Below are 23,017 nucleotides of genomic sequence, written 5' to 3' on the forward strand. Positions count from 1 at the left end.
CACACCCTCGACGCAGACGGGGTGCTCACCGTCACCACCCCCACCGGGGTCACCCGCACCACCCGACCACCGGGCTACCGCGTCCTCACCACACCACCGCAACCACCACCGCAACCCGCAGACCCGCCGGACCCGGACGACGACCCGCCACCGTTCTGACGGCGCGGCCGGTCAGCCCGCCACGGTCCCGACCCGCAGGCCCACCACCGGTCTGCGGGCCGGGAGCGCTGCTCGTGGTCCCGGCAGGCGAAGGCGGAGAACCGCTGACGGGACGCGCATGAGCGGCCCCCGCCGGGTAGGGGTCGGGCATGACCACCACCACCGCGGAGAAGTCCGGCAGCTACCGCCTCGGCGACCGGGAGGTGCACCGCATCGGCTACGGCGCCATGCAGCTGGCCGGTCCCCACGTGATGGGCCCGCCGGCCGACCGCGACGCCGCGATCGCCGTGCTCCGCCGCGCCGTCGAGCTCGGCGTCGACCACATCGACACCAGCGACTACTACGGCCCCACCGTCGTCAACGAGCTCATCCGCGAAGCCCTGCACCCCTACCCCGACGACCTGGTCATCGTCACCAAGGTCGGTGCCCGGCGCGACGCCGACGGCGGCTGGCCCGAGGCCCTCGACCCCGACGACCTGCGCCGGGCGGTGCAGGAGAACATCGACCACCTCGGGGTCGACGCGCTGGACGTGGTGAACCTGCGCATGCCCGGCTTCGCCGAGCCGGTGGAGCGCTCGCTCGCCGAGCCCTTCGAGGCGCTCGCGGCCATGCAGCAGGAGGGGCTGGTGCGCCACCTCGGCGTCAGCAACGTGACGACGCAGATGCTCGCCGAGGCGCGGTCGATCGCCCCGGTGGTGTGCGTGCAGAACCACTACAACCTGGTGCACCGGCACGACGACCCGATGATCGACGCCCTCGCCCGCGACGGCATCGCCTACACACCGTTCTTCCCCCTCGGCGGCTTCTCCCCGCTCCAGTCGGCGGCCCTGGAGACCGTCGCCCGGCGCCTGGAGACGACGCCGATGCAGGTGGCGCTCACCTGGCTGCTGGCCCGCTCCCCCAACCTGCTGCTCATCCCCGGCACCTCCTCGGTCGCCCACCTCGAGGAGAACCTCCAGGCCTCGGCGCGGGTCCTCGGCCCGGAGGAGCTGGCCGAGCTCGACCGCATCGGCGGCACCGGCGAGCCCGACCCCGCCGGCTGACCCGGTCGCTCAGGACTGCGGGGCCGGCCCGAGCACCCGGTCGAGGTGCTCGTTGCCGAGCATCCCACCGGGATCCAGCCGGTCCCGCAGCCCGAGGAACGCGTCGAACCGGGGGTAGCGCCCGCGCAGGGCCGCCGCGTCCAGGCCGTGCAGCTTGCCCCAGTGCGGCCGGCCGCCCACCTGCCCGGCGATCCGCTCCAGCGCCGCGAACCAGGCCCCCGGCTCCGCTCCGGCCGGGATGTGCGCGGCGACGTAGGCGGTGTCCCGGCCCGACGCCGTCGACAGGGGGACGTCGTCGGCCGCGGCGAGCCGCACCTCCACGGGGAACGCCGCGCGCCAGTCGGCCACCTCGTGCACCCGGCGCAGCTCGGCCAGGACCGCCGGGGCCTCGGCACGGGGGACGGCGTACTCCATCTCCAGGAAGCGCACCCGCCGCCGGCTGACGAAGACGCGGTGCGAGTGGTCGGTGAACGTGCGCGGGGCCAGGGCCTTCGCCGAGAACCGCGCCAGCCCGGGCACCAGCGCCGGCACCCGGCGGCCGGCAGCGACCACCCCGGCGAAGGCGGCGTTGGCCAGCACCTCGTCGTCCCACACCGCACGCCAGCGCGGCAACGGGGCGAGCCCGTCGGCCAGCGGGACGCGCGTGTTGCGCTTCACCAGCGTCGCGTCGGTGTGCGGGAACCAGTAGAACTCGACGTGGTCGGTGGAGGTCATCAGCTCCTCGAAGCCCTCCAGCGCCGCGGTGAGGGTGCCCGGCCCCTCGGCGGCGCGGAGCGCGAACGCGGGCTCGGCCTGCAGCGTCACCGCCGTCACCACCCCCAGCGCCCCCAGTCCCACCCGCGCGGCGGCGAAGACCTCCGGATGCCGCTCCGCGTCGCAGACCAGCACCTCCCCGGAGGGCAGCACCAGCTCGATCCCGCGCACCTGCGTGGCCAGCCCGCCGAACCGCGCCCCGGTGCCGTGCGTGCCGGTCGCCAGCGCCCCGGCCACGGTCTGCCGGTCGATGTCGCCCAGGTTGGTCAGCGCCCACCCTCGGCGCAGCAGCTCGGCACCCAGCCGGTGCAGCGTCGTGCCCGCGCCCACGGTGACCAGCCCGTCGTCGGTGAGGGACCGGATCCCGGCGAGCCGGTCGCACACCAGCTGGACGTCATCGGGCCGCCCGATCCCCGAGAACGAGTGCCCGCTGCCGATCGGCCGCACCCGGCGCCCGGCCGCTGCCGCCGCGGTCAGCACGTGGGCGACCTCGTCCGCCGACCCCGGGTGCACCGCCGTCGCCTCGGCGCGCTGGTTGCCCGCCCAGTTGCGCCAGCGCGTGGGGCCCGCGGTCCGGTCCAGCAGCTCGGTCACCCGCCCTCCCTCCGTCGAGCGGGCACTCTGGCGGTTGCGCCTTCGCTGGTCAACCGCTCGCGGGCTCTTGCCCGCCCGGCTCCGCACCGGGCACGCTGCGCCCTGATGAGGCCGCAACCCGCTGCCCGGGAGCACGCTGAGCTCGAGGCCGCCACCGCGGCGCTCGACGCGCCGTTCGCCGTGGTGGACCTGGCCGCGCTCGACGCCAACGCGGCCGACCTGGTCTCCCGGGCCGGCGGCCGCCCGGTCCGGGTGGCCAGCAAGTCGGTCCGGTGCCGCGGGGTGCTGCGCCGGGTGCTCGCCCGGCCCGGCTTCTCCGGCGTGCTCGCCTACTCCCTGCGCGAGGCGCTCTGGCTGGCCGGCGGGGACGACGCCGTCAGCACCGACGTCGTCGTCGGCTACCCGTCGGTCGACGCCGGTGCGCTGCGGGCGCTCGCCGCCGACGAGCAGGCGGTGGAACGGGTGACGCTGATGGTGGACTCGGTCGAGCACCTCGACCTGGTCGACGCCGTGGTCCCGCCCGGCACGCGGCCGCCGCTGCGGGTGTGCCTCGACGTCGACGCCTCCCTGCGCGCCGCCGGCGGGCGGGTGCACGTCGGGGTCCGGCGGTCGCCGGTGCACACCCCGGGCGAGGCCGCCGCCCTGGCCCGCGCTCTGGTGGACCGTCCCGGCGTCGAGCTGGTGGGCCTCATGGCCTACGAGGCGCAGATCGCCGGGCTGCAGGACGCCCCCGCGCGCCGCCCGTTCCGGGGGCTGGCGGTGCGCGGGCTGCAGGCCGTCTCCGCCCGTGAGCTCGCCCACCGGCGGGCCGAGGTGGTGGCGGCCGTCTCCGCAGTGGCGCCGCTGCGGTTCGTCAACGGCGGGGGGACCGGCAGCCTGGAGCGGACCGCGGCCGAGCCGGCGGTCACCGAGGTGGCAGCCGGCTCGGGCCTCTACTCCCCCACCCTCTTCGACGGGTACCGGGCCTTCGCCGGGCGCCCGGCCGCCTTCTTCGCCGTCCCGGTCACCCGCGTGCCGGCACCCGGCGTCGTCACCGTGGCCGGTGGTGGGTGGACCGCCTCGGGGCCGCCGGGGGCCGACCGGCTGCCGCTGCCCACCTTCCCCGCCGGGCTGCGGTGGCTGGCGGGCGAGGGTGTCGGCGAGGTGCAGACGCCGCTGCGCGGACCGGGCACCGCGGGTCTGCGCTCCGGCGACCGGGTGTGGTTCCGCCACGCCAAGGCCGGGGAGCTGTGCGAGCACGTCGAGGTGCTGCACGCGGTGGCGGGCGGCGCCGTCGTCGACGTACTGCCCACCTACCGCGGCGAGGGCCGGGCCTTCGGCTGATCAGCGGGCGCGGGCCACCCGCGCCTCGTCGAACACCGGCTCGGCGGACTCGTACACCCGGCCGTCGGAGCCGAAGACCAGGAAGCGGTCGAAGGAGCGGGCGAACCAGCGGTCGTGGGTCACCGCGAGCACCGTCCCCTCGAAGGCCGCCAGCGCCTCCTCCAGCGCCTCCGCGGAGAGCACGTCGAGGTTGTCCGTCGGCTCGTCCAGCAGCAGCAGCGTGGCCCCGGACAGCTCCAGCGCGAGGATCTGGAACCGGGCCTGCTGCCCACCGGACATGGTGCGGAACGGCCGGTCGGCGGTCTCGGTGAGCCCGTACCGGCGCAGCACCGCCATCGCCCGCCCGCGGTCGACGCCGGGCCGGCCCGGCTCCCCGTGCCAGAGCAGGTCGACCGGGGTCCGGTCCTGCCACTCCGGGTGCGCGTGGGTCTGCGCGAACAGCCCCGGGACGACGCGCGCCCCCAGCCGCCACGCCCCGGTGTGCGCGACGTCCTGACCGCCGAGCAGCCGCAGGAAGTGCGACTTCCCCGCCCCGTTGGCGCCCAGCACGCCGACGCGGTCGCCGTACCAGACCTCGAGGTCGAACGGCTGCATCAACCCGGTGAGCTCCAGCTGCTCGGCGATCACCGCGCGGACGCCGGTGCGCCCACCGCGCAGCCGCATCGCCACCTTCTGCTCCGGCGGCCGGTCCGGCGGGGGCCCGGCGGCTTCGAACTTGGCCAGCCGCGTCTGCATCGCGCGGTACCGCGAGGCCATGTCCGGCGAGTTGGCCGCCTGCTGCTGCAGGGTGCGGACCAGCTCGACCAGCCGCTCGTGCTCCTCGTCCCAGCGCCGGCGCAGCTCGGCCAGCCGCTCGTGCCGGGCCGTGCGCGCCTCGGGGTAGGAGGCGAACCCGCCGCCGTGCACCCACGCCGTCCCGCCCTCGACGGTGACCACGCGGTCGGCGACCCGCGCCAGTAGCTCGCGGTCGTGGCTGACGAACAGCACCGTCTTCCGCGTCTCCAGCAGTCGCTGCTCCAGCCAGCGCTTGCCCGGCACGTCGAGGTAGTTGTCCGGCTCGTCGAGCAGCAGCACCTGGTCCGGGCCGCGCAGCAGCGCCTCCAGCGCCAGCCGCTTCTGCTCGCCGCCGGAGAGCGTGGACAGCTCGCGGTACTTGCAGCGTTCGTAGGGCACGCCCAGCGCTGCGACGGTGACCGTGTCCCACGTGACCTCGGCGTCGTACCCGCCGGCGTCGCCCCACTGCGCCAGCGCGTCGGCGTAGGCCATCTGCGCGCGCTCGTCGTCGCTCTCCATCAGCGTCAGCTCCGCGGCCTCCACCGCGTCCCACGCGGCGCGCACCGCCGGCGGCGAGAGGTCGACGAGGAACCGCTGGACGGTCGTGTCGTCCCGCACCGCACCGATGAACTGCCGCATGACCCCGAGGCCGCCGGTGCGGGCCACCGAGCCCGCCTCGGGCACCAGGTCGCCGGCGATGATCCGCAGCAGGGTCGTCTTGCCCGCGCCGTTCTCACCCACCAGCGCCGCGCGCGCCCCCTCGCCGACGCGGAAGGAGACGTCGTCCAGCAGCACCCGCCCGTCGGAGAGGCTGTGCCGGACACCGGTCACGTCGACGTAGCCCACGGGGTCATCCTGCCCGGACGGGCAACCGCTTTCCGGCGGTGCTCAGCCGATGCACCGGTCCAGCCGGTAGCGCGCCAGCCGCTCGACCAGCTCCGGCAGCGCCCCGACCGGCGAGCCGCCCAGGTCCCGCCGGCAGTCCCGGACCACCCGGACGACGGCCCGGTGCGCGATCCGGCCGGAGTACTCCCCGCTCAGCCGGACGACGGCCGCGCTGACGGCGTCGTCCCCGTGCGCGCCGGTGGCCCCGCGGTCGTGCAGGAGACCGGCCGGCGCTGCCGCCGGGCCGGTCGGGTCGTCGGGGGCTGGGCCGGAGGGGCTCGGCGGGACGACCAGGGTCATCGGCGGTCCTCGGATCCGGAGGGTGACCGGGCCGGAGCGGCCTCGGCGTCCCACACGCTGCCGGGGCGCCGCCGGGGCCGCCAGGGCCCAAAGGCCTGACCGGGTTCAGCCCAGCGCGATGGAGAGCACCGTGGCACCCGCCGCCAGCAGCATCGCCAGCACCACGACCGCGGCGACCAGCCGCCGCCGGCGCTCGGAATCCGGCCCGCCGGCCCCACCCATGCCCATCACGGGGGCCGACGCTACCGCCCGGAGGCGGCCCGGCCCCGCGGCGACGACGGGATCAGCCGGCCGGACGCCGGCCCAAGAGCAGCGTGTCCAGCGCGGTGCCCTGAGCCGTGGCCCGGCGGACCTGCTCCAGCCGGTCCACGTCCAGGAGCCGGGCGACCGGCGCCAGTCGGTCCACGCTGTGCAGGATCGCCGGCTCCTGCGGGCCGCCCACGCCGGCCGTCAGGTTGGCCACGTCGTGCCCGAGCACCAGCAGCCGCCCGCCGGGCCGCAGCCACCCGACCGCCCGGGTGAGCAGCGCCGTCGTCTGCTCGCCGGGCAGGTGGAGGTAGGCGACGAGGACCAGGTCGAGCGACCCCTCCGCCGCCGACCAGGTCAGGACGTCGGCGGTCACCCAGCCGACCCGGTCGGCGCCCGGGCGGGCGCGGCCGCGGTCGAGCCCCGCGGCGGAGAAGTCGACCGCGGTCACCGCCCACCCGCGGGCGGCCAGCCACAGCGCGTGCCGGCCCTCCCCCGCGGCGAGGTCGACGGCGGTGCCCGGCGGGACGTCGGCGAGCAGCTCCGCCACCAGCCCGTTCGGCCCCGGTGACCACTGCGCCTGCTCGGCGTACCGCCGGTCCCAGTCCTCCGCCCGCACCTTGGCAGTCTGGCAGCCGGATCGCCCCGGACGGTCGTCCCCGTCTGCCACCCTGCGAGCGTGACGACGCTGCACGACGTGGCCCTCATGCGGCTGGTGGCCCAGCGGCTGGCCGGGCCCCCGGCCGAGGACGCCACCGCCGCGGTGCACCGGCTGCTCGCGGTGCAGGGCCAGGACTTCCCGGGCGCGGTGACCTCGCTGGCCCTGCGCACCCGCGCCCGCGACCGAGCCGCCGTGCTGCACTCCCTCGACACCGGCGCCGTCGTCCGCTCCTGGCCGATGCGGGGGACGCTGCACCTGCTGCCCGCCGGCGACCTGCCCTGGCTGCTCGAGCTGCTCGGGCCGCGCGCGCTGGCCGGGCTGGCCGGGCGCCGCGCCGCCCTCGGGCTGACCGACGCCGACGCCGAGCACGCCCGCGACCTCGCCGTCGCCGCGCTCACGGGCGGCCGCCGGCTCTCCCGCCGCACGCTGCTGGCGGCGATCGACGAGGGCGGGGTGGCGACCACCGGCCAGCGCGGCTACCACCTGCTGTGGTTCCTCGCCCAGACCGGCACGCTCTGCCTCGGGCCGACGGAGGAGGGCGAGCAGCTGTTCGTGCTGCTCGACGAGTGGGTCCGCGCGCCGCGCCGGTTCACCCGGGAGGAGGCGCTCGCCGAGCTGGTGCTGCGGTACTTCCTCGGCCACGGCCCGGCCACGGTGCACGACCTGGTCCGCTGGGCGGGGACGACGGTGCGCGACGTCCGCGCCGGGCTCGACGCCGTCCGCGACCGGCTGGCGCGCATCGAGGTCGAGGGCACCGAGCACTACCTCGATGCGGAGACCCCCGACCGCTGCGCGGCGCACCGGGAGGCCGCCCGGGCGCCGCTGCTGCTGCCCGGGTTCGACGAGTTCGTGCTGGGCTACGCCGACCGCGGCGCCGTCCTGGACCCGGCGCACGCCGAGCGGATCGTGCCCGGGCGCAACGGCGTCTTCCGCCCGACCGTGGTCGTCGACGGCCGGATCAGCGGCACGTGGCGCGCGGCCGGCCGGGGCGCCGCACGCACCGTCGAGGCCGAGCCGTTCCCCGGGTGCGACGCAGCCGTCGCCGACGTCGTCCCCCGGCTGGCGGCCGCGCTGCCGTGAGCGCCCAGGCTGTCAGCGGCGCTCGACCAGGAACACGGGGATGCGCCGGTCGGTCTTCTGCTGGTACTCGGCGTACGGCGGGTAGGCGGCCACCGCGCGCTCCCACCACTCGTCGCGCTCGGCACCGGAGATCTCCCGCGCCACGCCGTCCCACGGCTCCGGGCCGTCCTGCACGGTGACCTGGTCGGGGTGCGCCCGCAGGTTCGCCACCCACGCCGGGTCCGTCGGCGCCCCGCCCTGCGAGCCCACCATCGCGTACGCGCCGTCGTGCTCGACCCGCATGAGCGGCTGCTTGCGCACCTTGCCGGTCTTCGCCCCGCGCGTGCTGAAGATGACCACGGGCAGCCCCGTGTCCAGGAGCGTGTTCGCCTCGCGGCCACCGGTCGCCTCGTAGCGCTCGACCTGGTCGCGCACCCACTGCTGCGTGCTCGGTTCGTACTCGCCCTCCAGCGGCATGGCCCGAATCTAGGGCCGGCGCGGCGGTGCTGCGCGGCGACCGGGCGCGTGGTCCGAGTCGCGGCAACCCGGGCCCGGTGGCAGCGTGCACCCGGCCGGACAGCGGGAGGAGCAGCACGGGATGCGGTACAGCGAAGGGGCCGACCTCGACACGTCGGGCGTCCGGGACCTCCGGGGTGGTGGCGGTCTCGGCGGCGGCCGCGGGCTCGCCGTCGGCGGCGGGGGGCTGGGGGTGGTCGGCATCGTCGTGCTGGTCCTCTTCCAGCTGCTGGGCGGCGGTGGCACCGGCACCGGCGATCCGGTGGGCAGCCTCTCCGGGCTGGCACCGGGCCAGACCGCCGACAACGGCCGGCTGGAGCAGCAGTGCCGCACCGGGGCGGACGCGAACGACTCGGTCGAGTGCGCCGTGGTCGCCGACATCGAGTCGATCCAGGACTACTGGACCGGGGTGCTCGGCGCCGACTACCGCCCCACCCAGACCGTCTTCTTCTCCGGCTCGGTGCAGACCAGCTGCGGCGGCGCGACCAGCGGGTCGGGGCCGTTCTACTGCCCGGCCGACGAGCTGGTGTACATCGACCTCAGTTTCTTCGACCAGCTGCAGCAGCAGTTCGGCGCCCGGGGCGGCCTGTTCGTCAACGCCTACGTCATCGCCCACGAGTACGCCCACCACGTGCAGAACCTGCTGGGCATCAACCGCCAGGTGACGCCCGGCGAGTCGGGCCCCACCAGCGGCACCGTGCGCCTGGAGCTGCAGGCCGACTGCTTCGCCGGCGCCTGGGCGAACCACGCCGAGACGGTGCCCGACGAGTCGGGGCAGCCGCTGATCGCCGAGATCACCGACGACGACATCGCGCGGGCGCTGGACGCCGCCGGGCGCATCGGCGACGACTTCATCCAGGAGAACCTGGGCAGCGGGACGGTGGACCAGGACGCGTTCACCCACGGCACCTCCGAGCAGCGCCGGCGCTGGTTCCTCACCGGGTACGAGACCGGCGACCCGGGCCGCTGCGACACCTTCGCGACCGACGACCTGGGCCAGTGATGGCCGACCACCTCCGCGTGACGCGGGACGGGCACGTCGCCGTCCTCACCATCGACCGGCCGGCGAAGCGCAACGCCATGACCGTGGGCATGTGGGCGTCCCTGCCGGACGTCCTGGCCCCGCTCGCCGCCGACCCCGGCGTCCGGGTCCTGCTGGTCACCGGGGCCGGGCCCAGCTTCTGCGCCGGCGCCGACATCTCCGACCTCCTCGGCGGGTCGGACCCGGGCGACCCGATGGCCGACGTGCGGCGCCACAACCTCGCCGCGCAGGCGGCGCTGCGCGGCTTCCCCAAGCCCACGGTCGCGGTGGTCCGGGGCCACTGCATCGGCGGCGGGGTCGAGCTCGCGACCTGCTGCGACCTGCGGTTCGCGGATCCGACGGCGGTCTTCGGCGTCACCCCGGCCAAGGTGGGGATCGTCTACACGCCGGCCTCCACCCGGGCGCTGGTGGACCTGGTGGGGCCGGCGACCACGAAGTACCTGCTCTACAGCGGGGAGCTGGTCGACGCGGCGACCGCGCTGCGCACCGGCCTGGTCGACCGGCTCGTCGACGCCGGGGACCTCGACGCCGAGGCGCACCGCTTCGCCGCGGTGCTGGCCGCCCGCTCGGGGCTCACCCAGCGCTCGACCAAGGAGGTCGTCGCCGCGCTCGCCGACGGCGGGGACGGCGAGGCGCTCGCCGCCGCCCGGTACCGGGAGACGATCGCCGCCGGGGAGCTGGCCGAGGGCGTCGCCGCCTTCGCGGAGCGCCGCGCGCCGCGCTTCCCCTGGTCGGGCTGACATCCGGCGTTTCGGCCACGCCCGGGCGCGGGTACCGGACCCGCTGCGCGGAACGGAGGGTCTCGCGAGCGGCAGAGGCCGGTGCAGCGCTGCACCGGCCCGTACCACCGCCCCTCCGACCGCGCCCCGGGACGCACGGATGCGCCGGGGCACGCACCAGCTCCAGCGCCCGAACCCACGAGGCGCCGACCCCTCGCCGTCCCGGTACGTCCGGCCGCGGTCCCGCACCGTCCGGATGTGTGCCGGAACGACGCCGGGGTAGCGCTCCCACCGACCACGAAGCATGCCGAGGAGGACCGATGACTCACTCCATCGATGCCCCGTTCCCGCCGCCGGTTCCGGCCACGACGGGCGCCAGCACCCCCCCGACCGACAGCACGTCCACCAAGGACGCCGCCAAGGGCGAGGCCCAGCAGACCAAGGACGTCGCCAAGGGCGAGGCCCAGCAGACCAAGGACGTCGCCAGGGACGAGGCCCGCAACGTCGGCCAGACGGCCGCGCAGGCCGGCAGCCAGGTCGCCTCGACCGCCGCCGACCAGGCCAAGCACGTCGCCGGGGAGACCCAGCGGCAGGCCAAGGACCTCCTCGACCAGGGCCGCAGCCAGCTCAAGGAGCAGACGGTCGCCCAGCAGCAGAAGGCCGCGACGGGGCTGTCGTCCCTCGCGCAGGAGCTGCGCGGTCTGGCCGACGGCACCAGCGACGGCGCCCCCGGCCCCGCGCGTGACCTGCTCCACCAGGCCTCCGGTCTGGTCGAGGGCTTCGCCGACAAGCTGCAGAACCGCGAGCCGGCCCAGCTGCTCGACGAGGTGCGCACCTTCGCCCGCCGCAAGCCGGGCCTGTTCCTGCTCGGCGCCGCCGCGGCCGGCGTCCTCGCCGGCCGGCTGACCAGCGGCGCGCGGGCGGTGCACAGCGACTCCGGGTCGGGCCAGGACCACGGGCAGCACCACCGCAGCACGCCCACCAACTACGTCGACCCCGCGCCGACGTACTCGGGCTACTCCACCGCGACGACGGGTGCGGGTACCGGCACCGGGGCGCCGCTGCCCCCGCCGCCGTACGGCACGGTGCCGCCGGCCGGCAGCATGGTGCCGCCGACCACCCCCTCGGGCTGGGACGACCCCGCCCGCCGGCCGGGTGAGGTGCGCTGATGAGCTCCCCCTACTCCGGTGCCACCCCCGCGGGTTCGCAGGGCTACGCGGAGCCGACGGCGCAGAACTACGCGGCGGACTACTCCGAGGGCCAGCAGTACAGCGGGAACATGGGCACCCCCACCACCGAGTCCGGTCACCCCGACGTCGAGGGCGTCTCGGTCGGCGCGCTCATCGGCGAGGTCACCAAGGACCTCTCCACGCTGATGCGCCAGGAGCTCGAGCTGGCCAAGGCCGAGCTCAAGACCGAGGCCAAGAAGGCCGGCCAGGGAGCCGGGATGTTCGGCGCCGCCGGGTTCGCCGGCTACATGGTCGCGCTGTTCCTCTCCCTCGCGCTGATGTGGGCGCTGGCCAGCGCCATCCCCACCGGCTGGGCCGGGCTGATCGTGGCCGTCCTCTGGGGCGTGATCGGGGCCGTCGCCTTCGTGATGGGACGCAAGAAGTTCCAGCAGGTGAACCCCAAGCCCGAGCGCACCGTGGACACGCTCCAGCAGGTGCCCGGCGCCCTCAAGCCCCACTGACCCGCTGACCCCTCTCGACACGGCAGGAGCCGAAGACATGACCAGCAGTGACCCGGACGTCATCCGGCGGCAGATCGAGGACACCCGGCGCGAGCTCAGCTACGACGTCGACGCCCTCAACGAGAAGGTGAACCCGTCCCGCGTCGTGGACCGGCGGGTGACCGCGGCCAAGGGCCGCATGACCTCGCTCAAGGAGAAGGTGATGGGGTCCGCCCACGACACCACCTCCTCGGCCCAGCACCGGGCCTCGGACGCGGCCGGCTCCGTGCAGGGCGCGGCCTCGAACGCGGCCGGCAGCGTGCAGGACGCGGCCTCGTCCGCGGTCGGCGCCGTCCAGCAGGCACCGGACACGATCGTGCGCCAGGCGCAGGGCAACCCGCTCGCCGCCGGGCTGATCGCCTTCGGTGCGGGGTGGCTGGTGTCCAGCCTGCTCCCCGCCTCCCAGAAGGAGCAGGAGCTCGCCCACCAGGCCGAGACGGCGTTCCGCGAGAACAAGGACGCGCTGCTCCAGCCGGCCAAGCAGGCGGCGCAGGAGATGGGCGAGCAGCTCAAGCCCGCCGCGCAGCACGCCGTCGAGGAAGTCAAGGCCACCGCCCAGGACGCGACCGAGACCGTCAAGCAGGAGGGCCAGTCGGCCGCCCAGGACGTGCAGGGCCAGGCCCAGCAGTCCAAGGACACGGTGCAGGGCCAGGCTCAGCACTCCAAGGACACGGTGCAGGGCCAGGCCCAGCAGTCCAAGGAGTCGGTGCAGAGCCGGTCCTCCGGCTCCTGACACCGCGGGTCGGCCGACCCGCACGCACGCTGCGCCCCGCCGGGCTCACCCGGCGGGGCGCAGCGCTGTCCGCGTCCGGCACCACCCCGACGGGTGAGCCGGCGCACCGCCTGCTGCAGGCCCCCCGGTCGGGCGCCGTTCCTCCCAGGGACGACGACCCCGGTCCCCCGCAGCCCCGGGTGGGACCACGACCGAACGGGAGCTCCCGTGGACCCGGCCCTGCACTCCCCCGGCGGGCGCCCCGCCGGACCGGCCCCCGGTGCGATCCGCGTGCTCGTCGCCGACGACGAGGACGACATCCGCGCCCTGGTCTGCCTGGCCGTCCGCAAGGCCGGCGGTCAGGTGGTCGTCGCGGCTCCCGACGGCTCGACGGCGCTCTCCGCCGCGCAGGCCGAACTGCCCGACCTGGCCGTCCTGGACGTCTCCATGCCGGGCGCCACCGGCCTCGAGGTCTGCGCCGCCCTCCGCGCCACCCCCGCGACCGCCGGCATCCGCATCCTGCTGCTGTCGGCCGGCGCCTCCCCGGACGAGGTCGCCCGCGGGCTGGCCGCGGGGGCCGACGCCTACCTGCCCAAGCCGTTCACCGTGGCCGGACTGGTCCAGCAGGTGCGCGCGCTGGCGGTGCGGGAGCCGGTGGCATGAGCCTCGCCGTCCTCGACCGCCCGCAGGGAGCCCGCAGCCCCTGGACCCGCTGGTCCACCGGGCCGGAGGCCGCGCAGGCGCACCTGCTGGGCACGGTCCTGTTCGCCGCGGCCGCGGTGCTGCTGCTCACCCGTTCGATCCCCGTCGCCGACGGCGGCCTCGTCCTCGCCGGCCTGGCCGCTGCCTCGGCTGCCACCGGTGCCGCGTGGGCCGCCCGCCGGGCCCGCTCCGCCGCGGGCTCCGTCGCCGTCCCCGCGGCGCAGCTGGGCGCCGTCGCGCTCCTGCACGCGGGCACCGGGTCCGCGACGACGCTGCTGCTGCTCGTGGGCCCCCTGTGGGCGCTCGCGACGCAACCGGACCGCCGCGGGCTGCTGGTCGGGGTCGTCGGGAGCGCCGCGGTGGCGGCGGTGCCCGCGCTCACCGGTTCCTCCCCCGCCGGCGACCTGCCCGGCGCCCTCCTGCTCGGGACCCTCGTGGTCGCCGCCGGGAGCGCGGCGGTGCACGGCACCTCCCGCCGCCTGGCCGCGCAGGCGCGGCACATCGGGCAGCTGGAGCGGGAGCAGGCCGCGCTGCTGGCGCAGGTGCAGAGCCGCGCGGACGAGCTGGACACCGCCTCGCGGATCCTGGCCGCCCGCGCCCAGACCATGACCAGCGTGATCGACGCGGTCACCGAGCAGTCGATCATCGGCACCGACCGGGACGGCACCATCCGCGTCTGGAACCCCGGCGCGGAGAAGATGCTGGGCGTCCCCCGCCCGGAGGTGGTCCGGACCCGCTCGATCCTCGACTTCCACCTGCCCGAGGAGCTCACCGCGGCCGCCGCGGACCGTGGCTGCGGCACCGGCCTCGAGGCGCTCGTGCACGCCGCCCGGGAGCACGGCAGCGACGTCCGGGACTGGACCTACGTCGCCGCCGACGGCAGCCACCGCACCGTCTCCGTCGCCATCACCCCGCGCTCGGACGACCGCGGGACGCACGCCGGCTGGAACTTCGTCGGCACCGACATGACCGAGGCCCGCGCCACCGAGCGGATGAAGGACCAGTTCGTCAGCCTCATCAGCCACGAGCTGCGCACGCCGCTGAGCTCGATCCTGGGCTACCTCGAGCTGGTCATGGACGACGAGGACCAGCCGCTCACCGACGAGCAGCGGCAGTACCTGTCCACGGTGGAGCGCAACGCCCAGCGACTGCTGCGGCTGGTCGGGGACCTGCTCTTCACCGCGCAGGTGGAGAGCGGCCGGTTCACCCTGCAGCCGGCCGACGTCGACCTCGCCGGTGTGGTTCGCGCGGCCGAGGAGACCGCCCGCGTCGCCGCGGCGGCCGCGGGGGTGCAGATCGTCGTCGACGTGCCCGACGACGGGCTGGTGGTGGCCGGCGACGCCGTCCGGCTGGGCCAGGCCTGCGACAACCTGGTCTCCAACGCGGTCAAGTTCACGCCGGCCGGGGGGCGCATCGACCTCGTCCTGCGCCGGGGCTGGCGCACGCCCGGCGGAGAGGTCGTCGACCACGACGCCCCGGGGGCGGCGCCGGTGGCGCTCCTCTCCGTCGCCGACACCGGGATGGGGATCCCCGCCGGGGAGCAGGGGCAGATGTTCACCCGCTTCTTCCGGACGTCGAACGCCCAGCGCAACGCCGTCCCCGGGGTGGGGCTCGGGCTCACCATCACGAAGGCGATCACGACCGCCCACGGCGGGACGCTCGACCTCGAGAGCACCGAGGGCGTGGGCACCACCTTCACGATGGCCCTGCCCGTCGGCGGGTGACGGACGCCCCGATTCCTTGCGGATTCCTTGCGGATCGCTGGCGGGTGGCCTGCGGTTGCCCCCGCAGAGTCCTCGGTGTCGCCGGAGCACCGGCGTCGCCCCGGACACAGGAGACACGAGGACATGAGCACCACGACCACCACCACCGCCTCGACCGCCCGCAAGGTCATCGGCTCGCTCGGCGTCATCGGCGCCGCCGCCGCCGTCGCCGGCCTGGGCACCTTCGGCAACTTCACCGACTCCACGTCGGTCGACACCACCATCAGCTCCGGCACGGTCTCGATCGACCTGACCCAGCCTGCGGCGGCCATCCCGGTGACCACGGCCGGCTTCGTTCCCGGCGACAGCCTGACCCGCGCGGTGACGCTGAAGAACGACGGCAGCACCGGCCTCGCCTCGGTCGGCATCTCCGCCACGGACTCCTCGTCGAGCGTCCTCACCAACGGCACGGCCAACGGGCTGCAGCTGACCGTGAAGTCCTGCGACGTCCCGTGGACCCAGGGCGGCACCGAGGCGGCCCGCACCTACACCTGCGCCAGCGGCGAGAAGCAGCTCTCGTCCGGGCCGGTGCTCAAGGCCGTCGACCTCCCCGGCCTCAAGTCGATGACCGCGGGCGCGTCGGACCACCTGGTCTTCTCGATCTCGCTGCCCACCGCGGCCGGCAACGACTTCCAGGGCAAGACCGCCACCCTGAAGCTCACCTTCACCGGCACGCAGGCCGCCGGCACCGCCCGCTGACCCCCGCCCGACGACCTCTCGGAGATCCCGCCATGACCACCGTCATCCCCGTCCGCGCCGCGGGGTCAGCTCCCGAGCTGACCCCGAGCGAGGACACGCGCCCCGCGGCCGGCCGGTTCCGCCGCACCGTGGGCCGCACGACCCCGTGGCTGGTCCGCGGCGTCATGGGGGTCGCCGTCCTGGCCTTCGCCGTCCTGGCCGTCGGACCGCACCTGCTCGGCTACCGCACGATGACCATGCTGACCGCGAGCATGGCGCCGGGCATCGAGCCGGGTGACATCACCATCGCCACCCCGATCGCCGTCGGGGAGCTCACCGAGGGCATGGTGATCACGTACCACATGCCGGTGGGCGACCACAGCCTCGTCACCCACCGCGTCGTCTCGGTCGACCGGGCCGAGGACGGCACGGTCGCCGTGCAGACCAAGGGCGACGCCAACGAGGCGATCGACCCGTGGACCGCGGGCCTCCAGGGCGACACGGTCTACCAGGTCCGCGCGGTCATCCCGGAGGTCGGCCACCTGGTCCGGCTCCTGCGCACCCCGGTCGTCAGCCAGGTGCTGCTCTACGGGGCGCCCGCGCTGCTCGCCGGCTGGCTGCTCCTGACCATCTGGCGCCCCGCCCGGAACGAGACCGAGGAGCGAGCATGAGCCGCATCCGCCGCAGCCTGGTCGTGGCCGGGCTCGCCGTCGCCGTCGCGCTCGGCGCCGCCCTCCCCGCGTGGGCCGCGTTCAGCGACACCGCCGTGGTCAGCACCAGGATCCCGACGCTCACCGTCACCGGCCCGGCCTCGGTCACCGTGGACGACTACTGCTACTGGGAGGCGACCGGCGGCTACTGGTCCAACGGCCGGTACGTCACCACCTTTACCCAGATGTACCGGGCCACCGTCAGCTGGCCGGCCTCCAGCACCCCGCGGGGCGTCACCGGCTACGCGATCGTCGCGCACCCCGCCGCGGGCGGCGAGGCGGAGCTGGCCCGCACCGCGGCCGGGACGCGCAGCTTCACCACCACGGTGCCGGCCTCCTACCTCTCCGCCTACCGCGCGACGGTCTCCGTCCGGACCCTCACCAGCTACGGCTGGACCGGCGACTCGCCGCGCACGCCGGTGCTGTCGTGCTGACCGCCCTCGTCGTCGACGGCGACCCCGCCGCCCGCGACCACCTCGCCGACCTGCTCTGCCTCGGCGGCTGGCACGTCCAGCAGGCCACCGGCCCCGAGGACGCCGTCCGCCTGGCGCTGGTCACCGACGTCGACCTCGTCGTCACCGGCCTCACCCTGCCCGGCGGCTCGGGCGCCGAGATGCTGCGCCGGATGCGGCGGAACGGCTCCCGCGCCCGCTTCGTCGTCGTCACCGCCCACCCGACCGACGAGGACCGCGCCGAGGCCGCGGCCGCCGGGGCGCTGGTCACCCTCGCCGCCCCCGTCACGGCGCGGGCCCTGCTGGACCTCCTGCGCGCCCGGACCACGGGGCCGGGCGCGCAGGCCGACGACGCCGGCGCCGACGACGACCTGGTCGACGCCGAGCTGATGTCCCGGCTGCAGGGCGTGTACGCCGAGGCGCTGCCCTCGCGGCTGTCGGCGATCGACTGGCACACCCGCGCCGGGAACGCCACCGCGGTCGCCTTCGCGGCGCACACCCTGGCCGGGACCAGCGGTCAGCTGGGCCACCCGGAGGTCGCCTCGATCTGCCAGGAGATCGCCGCCGACGCCCGCCGCGGGGTGCTCGCCCACTCGCGGGTCGCCCGGCTGCAGCAGCTCGCCGGCGTCTGAACCGGGCTACGCGGCGACGAGGCGGTAGCCGACGCCGCGGACGGTCTTGATCTCCGGTGAGCTGAGCCCGGCGGCGACGAGCTTGCGGCGCAGGTTGGACATGTGCGCCTCGACCAGGCGCAGGTTGCCCTCCCAGTCGGTGTGCCAGACCTCGCGCAGCAGCGTCTCCCGCTGCAGCACCCGGCCCGGCCGGGAGGCGAGCGCGGCCAGCAGGTCGAACTCGGTGCGTGTCAGGTCGACGACCTCGCCGTCGACCCGCACCTCGCGGCTGTCCTCGTCGACCTCGAGCTCGGCGAGCCGGCGCACCGACTCCGCGTCCGCGGCCGGCGTCGCGGCCGGCTGCGGGGCGGTCCGCGGGAAGCGCAGCATCGCCTGCACCCGGGCCACGAGCTCGCGCGGGGAGAACGGCTTGGCCATGTACCCGTCGGCGCCGACGGCCAGCCCGATGAGCAGGTCCACCTCCTCGGCCCGCGCGGTGAGCATGAGCACGTAGCAGGGGGTCTCGGTGCGGATCTGCCGGCACACCTCGGTGCCGTCGGCGTCCGGGAGCCCGAGGTCGAGCACGATCAGGTCCGGCGGGTCGCGCCGCACCTCCTCGAGGGCCTCGCCCCCGGTGCCGACGGCGCGCACGGCGAACCCCGCCCGCCCGAGCACCGTGGTCACGAGCTCGCGGATCTCCTCGGTGTCCTCCACCACGAGCACGGACTGCTCCGGCACGACGTCCCCTCCTCGTTCGCTCGCTGTGCGTGCGGAGGCTGGTCCTCCGGTCACCTGACCGGGTGATCGGCACGCCGGCCGGAAGGCTTGAGCGGGCGCCCCGTCCCCCGGCCCACCCCATCGGGTGAGGAGCCCGGGGCTCGGCTCATGGGCCCGGCCAAGACGGCCGTCAACCCCCGCGGGGACACCTGTTCCCCCTCCCGGCGACCCCGGGGGACCCGACCGACGGGAGCCGGAACCGTGGACGGTGCTCTGCACGTCCTGGTCGTCGACGACGACCCCGACACCGCACTCTTCGTGCGCACCGTGCTGCAGCGGGGCGGCATGGCCGTGACCACCTGCGCGGACCCGCTCGAGGCGCTGGCCCTCGCCGGGCGCACCGAGTTCGACGCCGCCATCACCGACATCGAGATGCCGGGCATGACGGGGCTGGAGTTCCTCGACCGGCTGCGCGCGCTGCGCCCGGACCTGCCGGTGACGGTGATGACGGCGCACGCGTCGGTCGACTACGCCGTGGACGCCCTGCGCCGCCAGGCCGACGAGTTCCTCGTCAAGCCGGTGCCCAAGGACACCCTCGCCGCGACGATCCGCCGGCTGGCCGAGACCGCGCAGGCCAAGCGCGCCGCGGCGCCGCAGCGGCAGACCGTGCTCGCGATCGGCGCCCACCCCGACGACGTCGAGATCGGCGTCGGCGGCACCCTGGCCGCGCACCGCTCCGCCGGCGACCAGGTCGTGATACTCACCCTGTCCCGCGGTGCCCGCGGCGGCGAGGTGGGCGACCGGCAGGAGGAGTCGCTGGCCGCCGCCGAGCTGATCGGCGCCCGCCTCTTCCTCGAGGACCTCGAGGACACCCGCATCAGCCCGATGGACCCGACCATGTCGATCATCGAGCGCGTCGTGGCCGAGGTGCGGCCGACGATCGTCTACACGCACTCGGCCAACGACCGGCACCAGGACCACCGGGCGGTGCACCAGGCCGCGACCGTCGCGACCCGGAACGTGCCGACGGTGGCCTGCTTCCAGAGCCCCTCGGCGACGATCGACTTCCGGCCGTCGCGCTTCGTCTCCATCGACGGCTTCACCCGCACCAAGCTCGACCTGCTCAGGAGCTTCCGCTCGCAGGCCGGCATCCGCGCCTACCTGCAGGACGACTTCGTCCTGGCCACCGCCCGCTACTGGTCCCGCTACGGCAGCGGCGGCCAGTACTGCGAGCCGCTCGAGGTGGTCCGCGACGCCGGTGGCGTCGTCGGCGCGACCAGCGAGTCCGCCTTCCAGCAGCCCTCCCCCGCCACCTCGACCACCCCGGAGCCCTTCGGTGTCTGACCCCACCCCCACCCGCGTCCTCGTCACCGGGGCCGGCGGCCCCGCCGGCATCGCGGTCCTGCGCTCGCTGGCCCGGCGCGACGACGTCGTGCTGCTCGCCGCCGACATGGACCGCTACGCCAGCGGCCTCTACCTCGTCGAGGCCGGTGCCCGGCACCTGGTCCGGCCCGGGCTCGCCGAGGAGTTCGTCGACCACCTGGTCGCGCTGTGCGAGCGCGAGCGGGTCGACGTGCTGTTCTCCACCGTGGACGTCGAGCTGCCGCGGCTGGCCGCCGAGCGCAAGCGCCTGGACGCCGTCGGCACCACGCTGGCCGCCCCGAGCCTGGAGACGCTCGAGGTCTGCCTGGACAAGTACGCGCTGGCGCAGCGCTGCACCGAGGTGCTGCCCACGCCGCGCACCGCGCTGCTCGGCGAGACCGACCCGGACGGCTGGGAGTACCCGGTCATCGTCAAGCCGCGCCGCGGCGCCGGGTCCCGCGGGGTGCACCTGGTCGAGGACGCCGCCGCGCTGCGCGCCCTGGGCCGCGACGAGGACACCCTCGTGCAGGCCCACCTGCCCGGGGACGAGTACTCGGTCGACACGCTGGCCGACGCCGACGGGCACGTGGTCGCCGCCGTGCCGCGGTCCCGGCTGCGGGTCGACTCCGGCGTCTCGGTCGCCGGGGCCACCGTGGCCGACCCGGAGCTGGAGGAGACCGCCCGCCGGGTGGCCCGCGCCATCGGGCTGGTCGGGGTGGCCAACGTGCAGCTGCGGCGCGACGCCGCGGGCCGCCCGGCCCTGCTGGAGGTCAACCCGCGGTTCCCCGGCGCGATGCCGCTGACCGTCGCCGCCGGCGTCGACATGCCCTCGCTCGCCCTCGACCTGGCGCTCGGCCGGCCGCTGCCGGCCGAGGTGCCGTTCCGCGAGCTCGCCGTCGTCCGGTACCTGGAGGACGTCTTCCTCGCCCCGTCCGACGTCGTCGCCGAGGAGGCCGCCCGATGACCGCCGCGCTGCAGCAGCTCGACCTGCTGCTGACCGACCACCACGTGCACTCCACCTGGTCCGACGACGCGGTGAGCGCGCCGGCGGAGAACCTGGTCGCCGCCCGGGACACGGGCCTGGCCAGCATCCGCATGGTCGACCACGTCCGGACGACGACGACGTGGGTGCCCGGCTTCCTCGCCGAGGTCGCCGCGCTCCCCCGCGTCGACGGGCTGGAGGTGCTCACCGGCGTCGAGGCCAAGATCCTGGACGCCTCCGGGCGCCTGGACGTGCCCGAGGACCTCGTCGTCGGGCCGGGCGGGGTGGACCGGGTCCTCATCGCCGACCACCAGTTCCCCGGGCCCGACGGCCCGTGGAGCCCCCGCCGCACGCTCGAGGCTATGGAGAAGGGGCTGTCCGGCCAGGACGCCCTGTCGATCCTCGTCGCGGCCACGGTGCGCGCGATGGGGCGGGCCGGCCGCGGCCAGCTCGCCCACCTCTTCTCGCTGCTGCCCAAGATCGGGCTGCACGAGAGCGACCTGCTCGACGAGCACGTGGCCGCGATCGCCGACGCCGCGGTGCGCACCGGCACCACCGTCGAGGTCAACGAGAAGTGGCGCTGCCCCGGGCCGCGCGTCGTGCTGGCCCTCGCGGCCGCCGGCGTGACCCTGGTCGGCTCCACCGACAGCCACGAGGCCGCCACGGTGGGCCGCTACTCCTGGGTGGCGGACGCGGCGTCGGCGACCCGGCTGGTCGGTGCCCGGTGACCGCGCTGACCGTCGTCCTGCTGGTGCTGGTGGGCATCGGGGCGGTGCCGGTCCTGGCCGGGCTGGCGCAGTTCCTGGTCATCCCGTTCCACGCGGTGCGCAACCACTACCGGGAGACCGGCCCGTACCTGCCCAACGTCGCGGTGGTGATTCCGGCCTGGAACGAGGCCGCGGTGCTCACCACCTCGATCGAGCGGCTGATGCGGCTGGACTACCCGCCCGACCGGCTGCGGGTGTACGTCGTCGACGACGCCAGCACCGACGACACCCCCGCGGTGCTCGCCGCCTGCGCCGCTCGCTTCCCGGGCCGGGTGGTGCACCTGCGCCGCGAGAAGGGTGGGGAGGGCAAGGCGCACACCCTCAACCACGGGCTGCGCGAGATCCTCGCCGACGACTGGATGGAGGCGCTCCTGATCATGGACGCCGACGTCATCTACGAGCCGGCCTCGCTGCGCAAGATGACCCGCCACCTCGCCGACCCCACCGTCGGCGCGGTCACCGCCTACATCCGCGAGGGCAGCGGCGACCCCGAGGGCATCACCCGGTTCATCGGGTTCGACTACCTGGCCGCGCAGGCCGCCTCCCGCCGGGCGCAGAACGTCGCCGGCGCGATGGCCTGCCTGGCCGGGGGCGCCCAGCTGCACTCGCGGGAGAACCTCGTGGCTATCGGCGGCCAGATCGACACCTCGTCGCTGGCCGAGGACACCGTCACGACCTTCCGCACCCAGCTCGCCGGGCGCCGCGTCGTCTTCGAGCCGCACGCCCGCGTGCTGGCCGAGGAGCCGGCCGGCGTCGACGCGCTGTGGAAGCAGCGGCTGCGCTGGGCGCGCGGGAACGTGCAGATCACCTCGATGTACCGGCACCTGTGGTTCCGCCGGTCGGTGCACCCGGGGCTGGGCGGATTCTTCTTCGGGATCTTCTGGTTCGCGATCCTGCTGCTGCCGGTGGCGATGCTGCTCACCTCGGTCGGCCTGGTCGGGCTGTACCTGCTCGACAGCGAGCTCGCCTCGGAGGTGTTCGGCGCGGCGGTCTTCGTGCCGATCGCCACCTTCGTCTTCATGATCACGCTGACGATGTCGGTCGACCCGCGCACCGGCCTCAAGGTGTGGCGGGAGGCGCTGCTGTTCCCCGGCGCCGTCTCCTTCGTCGTCCTGCTCTCGGCCGCCTTCCCGGGGCTGATCCCGCTGTCCGGCGGGGCGGAGACGTTCTGGACGCTGTTCGTCTACAGCTGGCTGGTGCTCTGCATCCCGCTGGCCTACGGGGTGCGCAAGCTCGAGGGCACCCGCTGGGGCCGGCCGCTGACGCCGCTGGCGCTCTACCTGGTCGGCTTCGGGCCGATGATGTGCGCGATCACCGTGGACGCCTACGTCAAGGAGTTCCGCGGGGCCGCGATGACCTGGGACAAGACCGAGAAGACCGGGAGGGTCACCGTATGAGCCGCGTCCACCACCTGGTCGGGGCCGGGCAGCCGTTCCGGGTGAGCCCGCCGGTCGTGCTCACCGAGGAGCTGCTCGCCCGCTGCGGGGGGCTGCCCCCGATGTGGGCCGACCCGGTCGCGCTGGCCGACGAGACCGAGGCCGACCGGGTGCGCGAGCGCCGGCTGTGGGTGGGGCTCGCCGTGGCGGTCGCCGTGGTGGTCCTGCTGTACCTGGTGCGCAGCGCACTCCTCGGCGCCTGAGTCGCAGCACTCCTCGGCGCCTGAGAGGGTGTTGGGTAACCGGCGTTGAGCGGAGGGTGACGGCGTGACGGCTGGCGCTCGGGCCAGCGGCGTGGCGGCTGGTGGCCGATGGTGCGTCG

26 protein-coding genes are annotated in these 23,017 nt (G+C 75.5%); 19 read left to right on the plus strand and 7 right to left on the minus strand.

What is annotated here, in order from left to right; all coding sequences use genetic code 11:
- The first annotated feature begins 308 nt into the window (after window positions 1-308).
- Window positions 309-1,202, plus strand: coding sequence for an oxidoreductase (locus E9529_RS16305; RefSeq protein WP_236832280.1), 894 nt, complete (start codon window positions 309-311; stop codon window positions 1,200-1,202).
- A gap of 9 nt (window positions 1,203-1,211) precedes the next feature.
- On the opposite strand, the gene E9529_RS16310 is transcribed toward E9529_RS16305, so the two are convergent.
- Entirely contained in the window at window positions 1,212-2,549 is a 1,338-nt protein-coding gene (locus tag E9529_RS16310) for a D-arabinono-1,4-lactone oxidase (protein WP_236832281.1), read from the minus strand.
- Window positions 2,550-2,654: 105 nt separating this feature from the next.
- On the opposite strand from E9529_RS16310, the gene E9529_RS16315 reads away from it, so the two are divergent.
- Window positions 2,655-3,872, plus strand: a complete 1,218-nt coding sequence (locus tag E9529_RS16315) for an alanine racemase (RefSeq protein ID WP_236832283.1) — start codon at window positions 2,655-2,657, stop codon at window positions 3,870-3,872.
- On the opposite strand, the gene E9529_RS16320 is transcribed toward E9529_RS16315, so the two are convergent.
- From E9529_RS16320 to E9529_RS16330, 4 genes are all read right to left on the minus strand, one after another.
- Window positions 3,873-5,492 (minus strand): ABC-F family ATP-binding cassette domain-containing protein, encoded by a 1,620-nt coding sequence (locus tag E9529_RS16320; protein ID WP_236832284.1) that lies wholly within the window; start codon window positions 5,490-5,492, stop codon window positions 3,873-3,875.
- A 42-nt stretch (window positions 5,493-5,534) separates the two neighbouring features.
- Window positions 5,535-5,831: a three-helix bundle dimerization domain-containing protein gene (locus E9529_RS16325; protein ID WP_236832286.1), complete on the minus strand. Its 297-nt coding sequence runs from the start codon at window positions 5,829-5,831 to the stop codon at window positions 5,535-5,537.
- A 105-nt stretch (window positions 5,832-5,936) separates the two neighbouring features.
- Window positions 5,937-6,062, minus strand: a complete 126-nt coding sequence (locus tag E9529_RS22145) for a hypothetical protein (RefSeq protein WP_255709289.1) — start codon at window positions 6,060-6,062, stop codon at window positions 5,937-5,939.
- Window positions 6,063-6,114: 52 nt separating this feature from the next.
- Window positions 6,115-6,696 carry a bifunctional 2-polyprenyl-6-hydroxyphenol methylase/3-demethylubiquinol 3-O-methyltransferase UbiG gene (locus tag E9529_RS16330; RefSeq protein ID WP_236832288.1) on the minus strand — a complete coding sequence of 194 codons (582 nt, stop codon included), beginning with the start codon at window positions 6,694-6,696 and terminating at the stop codon, window positions 6,115-6,117.
- Between the two features lie 60 nt (window positions 6,697-6,756).
- Here E9529_RS16330 and E9529_RS16335 point away from each other — a divergent pair, with 60 nt between their 5' ends.
- A complete protein-coding gene (locus E9529_RS16335; protein WP_236832289.1) occupies window positions 6,757-7,818 on the plus strand; it encodes a winged helix DNA-binding domain-containing protein in 1,062 nt (353 codons plus the stop codon).
- Window positions 7,819-7,830: 12 nt separating this feature from the next.
- Here the strand turns inward: E9529_RS16335 and E9529_RS16340 are convergent, their stop codons facing one another.
- Window positions 7,831-8,274: a nitroreductase family deazaflavin-dependent oxidoreductase gene (locus tag E9529_RS16340; RefSeq protein ID WP_236832291.1), complete on the minus strand. Its 444-nt coding sequence runs from the start codon at window positions 8,272-8,274 to the stop codon at window positions 7,831-7,833.
- Between the two features lie 121 nt (window positions 8,275-8,395).
- On the opposite strand from E9529_RS16340, the gene E9529_RS16345 reads away from it, so the two are divergent.
- The 11 genes from E9529_RS16345 to E9529_RS16395 all read left to right on the plus strand — a co-directional run bounded on the left by E9529_RS16345 (window position 8,396) and on the right by E9529_RS16395 (window position 17,452).
- The gene (locus tag E9529_RS16345; protein WP_236832292.1) at window positions 8,396-9,316 is read left to right on the plus strand and encodes a neutral zinc metallopeptidase; all 921 of its coding nucleotides are present in this window, start codon (window positions 8,396-8,398) and stop codon (window positions 9,314-9,316) included.
- On the plus strand, window positions 9,316-10,095 hold the full coding sequence (locus E9529_RS16350; RefSeq protein WP_236832294.1) for an enoyl-CoA hydratase/isomerase family protein: 780 nt from the start codon (window positions 9,316-9,318) through the stop codon (window positions 10,093-10,095). Before E9529_RS16345 ends, E9529_RS16350 begins: the two co-directional genes overlap by 1 nt.
- Before the next feature lie 299 nt (window positions 10,096-10,394).
- Window positions 10,395-11,243, plus strand: a complete 849-nt coding sequence (locus E9529_RS16355; RefSeq protein ID WP_236832295.1) for a hypothetical protein — start codon at window positions 10,395-10,397, stop codon at window positions 11,241-11,243.
- Window positions 11,243-11,764: a phage holin family protein gene (locus E9529_RS16360; RefSeq protein WP_236832297.1), complete on the plus strand. Its 522-nt coding sequence runs from the start codon at window positions 11,243-11,245 to the stop codon at window positions 11,762-11,764. Before E9529_RS16355 ends, E9529_RS16360 begins: the two co-directional genes overlap by 1 nt.
- Window positions 11,765-11,801: 37 nt before the next feature.
- Entirely contained in the window at window positions 11,802-12,536 is a 735-nt protein-coding gene (locus tag E9529_RS16365) for a DUF3618 domain-containing protein (RefSeq protein ID WP_236832298.1), read from the plus strand.
- A 207-nt stretch (window positions 12,537-12,743) separates the two neighbouring features.
- Window positions 12,744-13,178 (plus strand): response regulator transcription factor, encoded by a 435-nt coding sequence (locus E9529_RS16370; protein WP_236832299.1) that lies wholly within the window; start codon window positions 12,744-12,746, stop codon window positions 13,176-13,178.
- Complete coding sequence (locus E9529_RS16375; RefSeq protein WP_236832300.1) at window positions 13,175-14,941, plus strand: ATP-binding protein; 1,767 nt, start codon at window positions 13,175-13,177, stop codon at window positions 14,939-14,941. Before E9529_RS16370 ends, E9529_RS16375 begins: the two co-directional genes overlap by 4 nt.
- Before the next feature lie 123 nt (window positions 14,942-15,064).
- Window positions 15,065-15,679: a CalY family protein gene (locus tag E9529_RS16380; protein ID WP_236832301.1), complete on the plus strand. Its 615-nt coding sequence runs from the start codon at window positions 15,065-15,067 to the stop codon at window positions 15,677-15,679.
- 32 nt (window positions 15,680-15,711) lie between these two features.
- On the plus strand, window positions 15,712-16,329 hold the full coding sequence (locus E9529_RS16385; protein WP_236832302.1) for a signal peptidase I: 618 nt from the start codon (window positions 15,712-15,714) through the stop codon (window positions 16,327-16,329).
- A complete protein-coding gene (locus tag E9529_RS16390; protein WP_236832303.1) occupies window positions 16,326-16,802 on the plus strand; it encodes a hypothetical protein in 477 nt (158 codons plus the stop codon). Before E9529_RS16385 ends, E9529_RS16390 begins: the two co-directional genes overlap by 4 nt.
- Window positions 16,796-17,452: a response regulator gene (locus tag E9529_RS16395; RefSeq protein WP_236832304.1), complete on the plus strand. Its 657-nt coding sequence runs from the start codon at window positions 16,796-16,798 to the stop codon at window positions 17,450-17,452. The genes E9529_RS16390 and E9529_RS16395 overlap by 7 nt, the downstream gene beginning before the upstream one ends.
- 6 nt (window positions 17,453-17,458) lie before the next feature.
- Here the strand turns inward: E9529_RS16395 and E9529_RS16400 are convergent, their stop codons facing one another.
- On the minus strand, window positions 17,459-18,169 hold the full coding sequence (locus E9529_RS16400) for a response regulator transcription factor (RefSeq protein ID WP_236832305.1): 711 nt from the start codon (window positions 18,167-18,169) through the stop codon (window positions 17,459-17,461).
- Window positions 18,170-18,409: 240 nt separating this feature from the next.
- Here E9529_RS16400 and E9529_RS16405 point away from each other — a divergent pair, with 240 nt between their 5' ends.
- The 5 genes from E9529_RS16405 to E9529_RS16425 are packed head-to-tail and all read left to right on the plus strand — an operon-like array spanning window position 18,410 to window position 22,898.
- Entirely contained in the window at window positions 18,410-19,492 is a 1,083-nt protein-coding gene (locus E9529_RS16405) for a response regulator (protein ID WP_236832306.1), read from the plus strand.
- Window positions 19,485-20,474, plus strand: coding sequence for an ATP-grasp domain-containing protein (locus E9529_RS16410; protein ID WP_236832307.1), 990 nt, complete (start codon window positions 19,485-19,487; stop codon window positions 20,472-20,474). Before E9529_RS16405 ends, E9529_RS16410 begins: the two co-directional genes overlap by 8 nt.
- Window positions 20,471-21,220 (plus strand): histidinol-phosphatase, encoded by a 750-nt coding sequence (locus tag E9529_RS16415; RefSeq protein WP_236832308.1) that lies wholly within the window; start codon window positions 20,471-20,473, stop codon window positions 21,218-21,220. The genes E9529_RS16410 and E9529_RS16415 overlap by 4 nt, the downstream gene beginning before the upstream one ends.
- On the plus strand, window positions 21,217-22,656 hold the full coding sequence (locus E9529_RS16420) for a glycosyltransferase family 2 protein (protein WP_236832309.1): 1,440 nt from the start codon (window positions 21,217-21,219) through the stop codon (window positions 22,654-22,656). Before E9529_RS16415 ends, E9529_RS16420 begins: the two co-directional genes overlap by 4 nt.
- Window positions 22,653-22,898 carry a hypothetical protein gene (locus E9529_RS16425; RefSeq protein WP_236832311.1) on the plus strand — a complete coding sequence of 82 codons (246 nt, stop codon included), beginning with the start codon at window positions 22,653-22,655 and terminating at the stop codon, window positions 22,896-22,898. The genes E9529_RS16420 and E9529_RS16425 overlap by 4 nt, the downstream gene beginning before the upstream one ends.
- Window positions 22,899-23,017 lie beyond the last annotated feature (119 nt).

Origin of the sequence: Blastococcus sp. KM273128 (assembly GCF_021698975.1) — a bacterium.
In the GTDB taxonomy this organism is placed as follows: Bacteria; Actinomycetota; Actinomycetes; order Mycobacteriales; family Geodermatophilaceae; genus Blastococcus.

Excerpts from the sequence above, each read along its gene's own strand:
- E9529_RS16375 (WP_236832300.1), top strand. The coding sequence starts at position 13,175 with ATGAGCCTCGCCGTCCTCGACCGCCCGCAGGGAGCCCGCAGCCCCTGG.
- E9529_RS16355 (WP_236832295.1), top strand. The coding sequence starts at position 10,395 with ATGACTCACTCCATCGATGCCCCGTTCCCGCCGCCGGTTCCGGCCACG.
- E9529_RS16415 (WP_236832308.1), top strand. The coding sequence starts at position 20,471 with ATGACCGCCGCGCTGCAGCAGCTCGACCTGCTGCTGACCGACCACCAC.
- E9529_RS16380 (WP_236832301.1), top strand. The coding sequence starts at position 15,065 with ATGAGCACCACGACCACCACCACCGCCTCGACCGCCCGCAAGGTCATC.
- E9529_RS16365 (WP_236832298.1), top strand. The coding sequence starts at position 11,802 with ATGACCAGCAGTGACCCGGACGTCATCCGGCGGCAGATCGAGGACACC.
- E9529_RS16325 (WP_236832286.1), bottom strand. The coding sequence starts at position 5,831 with ATGACCCTGGTCGTCCCGCCGAGCCCCTCCGGCCCAGCCCCCGACGAC.
- E9529_RS16340 (WP_236832291.1), bottom strand. The coding sequence starts at position 8,274 with ATGCCGCTGGAGGGCGAGTACGAACCGAGCACGCAGCAGTGGGTGCGC.
- E9529_RS16360 (WP_236832297.1), top strand. The coding sequence starts at position 11,243 with ATGAGCTCCCCCTACTCCGGTGCCACCCCCGCGGGTTCGCAGGGCTAC.
- E9529_RS16385 (WP_236832302.1), top strand. The coding sequence starts at position 15,712 with ATGACCACCGTCATCCCCGTCCGCGCCGCGGGGTCAGCTCCCGAGCTG.
- E9529_RS16390 (WP_236832303.1), top strand. The coding sequence starts at position 16,326 with ATGAGCCGCATCCGCCGCAGCCTGGTCGTGGCCGGGCTCGCCGTCGCC.
- E9529_RS16305 (WP_236832280.1), top strand. The coding sequence starts at position 309 with ATGACCACCACCACCGCGGAGAAGTCCGGCAGCTACCGCCTCGGCGAC.
- E9529_RS16425 (WP_236832311.1), top strand. The coding sequence starts at position 22,653 with ATGAGCCGCGTCCACCACCTGGTCGGGGCCGGGCAGCCGTTCCGGGTG.
- E9529_RS16345 (WP_236832292.1), top strand. The coding sequence starts at position 8,396 with ATGCGGTACAGCGAAGGGGCCGACCTCGACACGTCGGGCGTCCGGGAC.
- E9529_RS16350 (WP_236832294.1), top strand. The coding sequence starts at position 9,316 with ATGGCCGACCACCTCCGCGTGACGCGGGACGGGCACGTCGCCGTCCTC.
- E9529_RS16315 (WP_236832283.1), top strand. The coding sequence starts at position 2,655 with ATGAGGCCGCAACCCGCTGCCCGGGAGCACGCTGAGCTCGAGGCCGCC.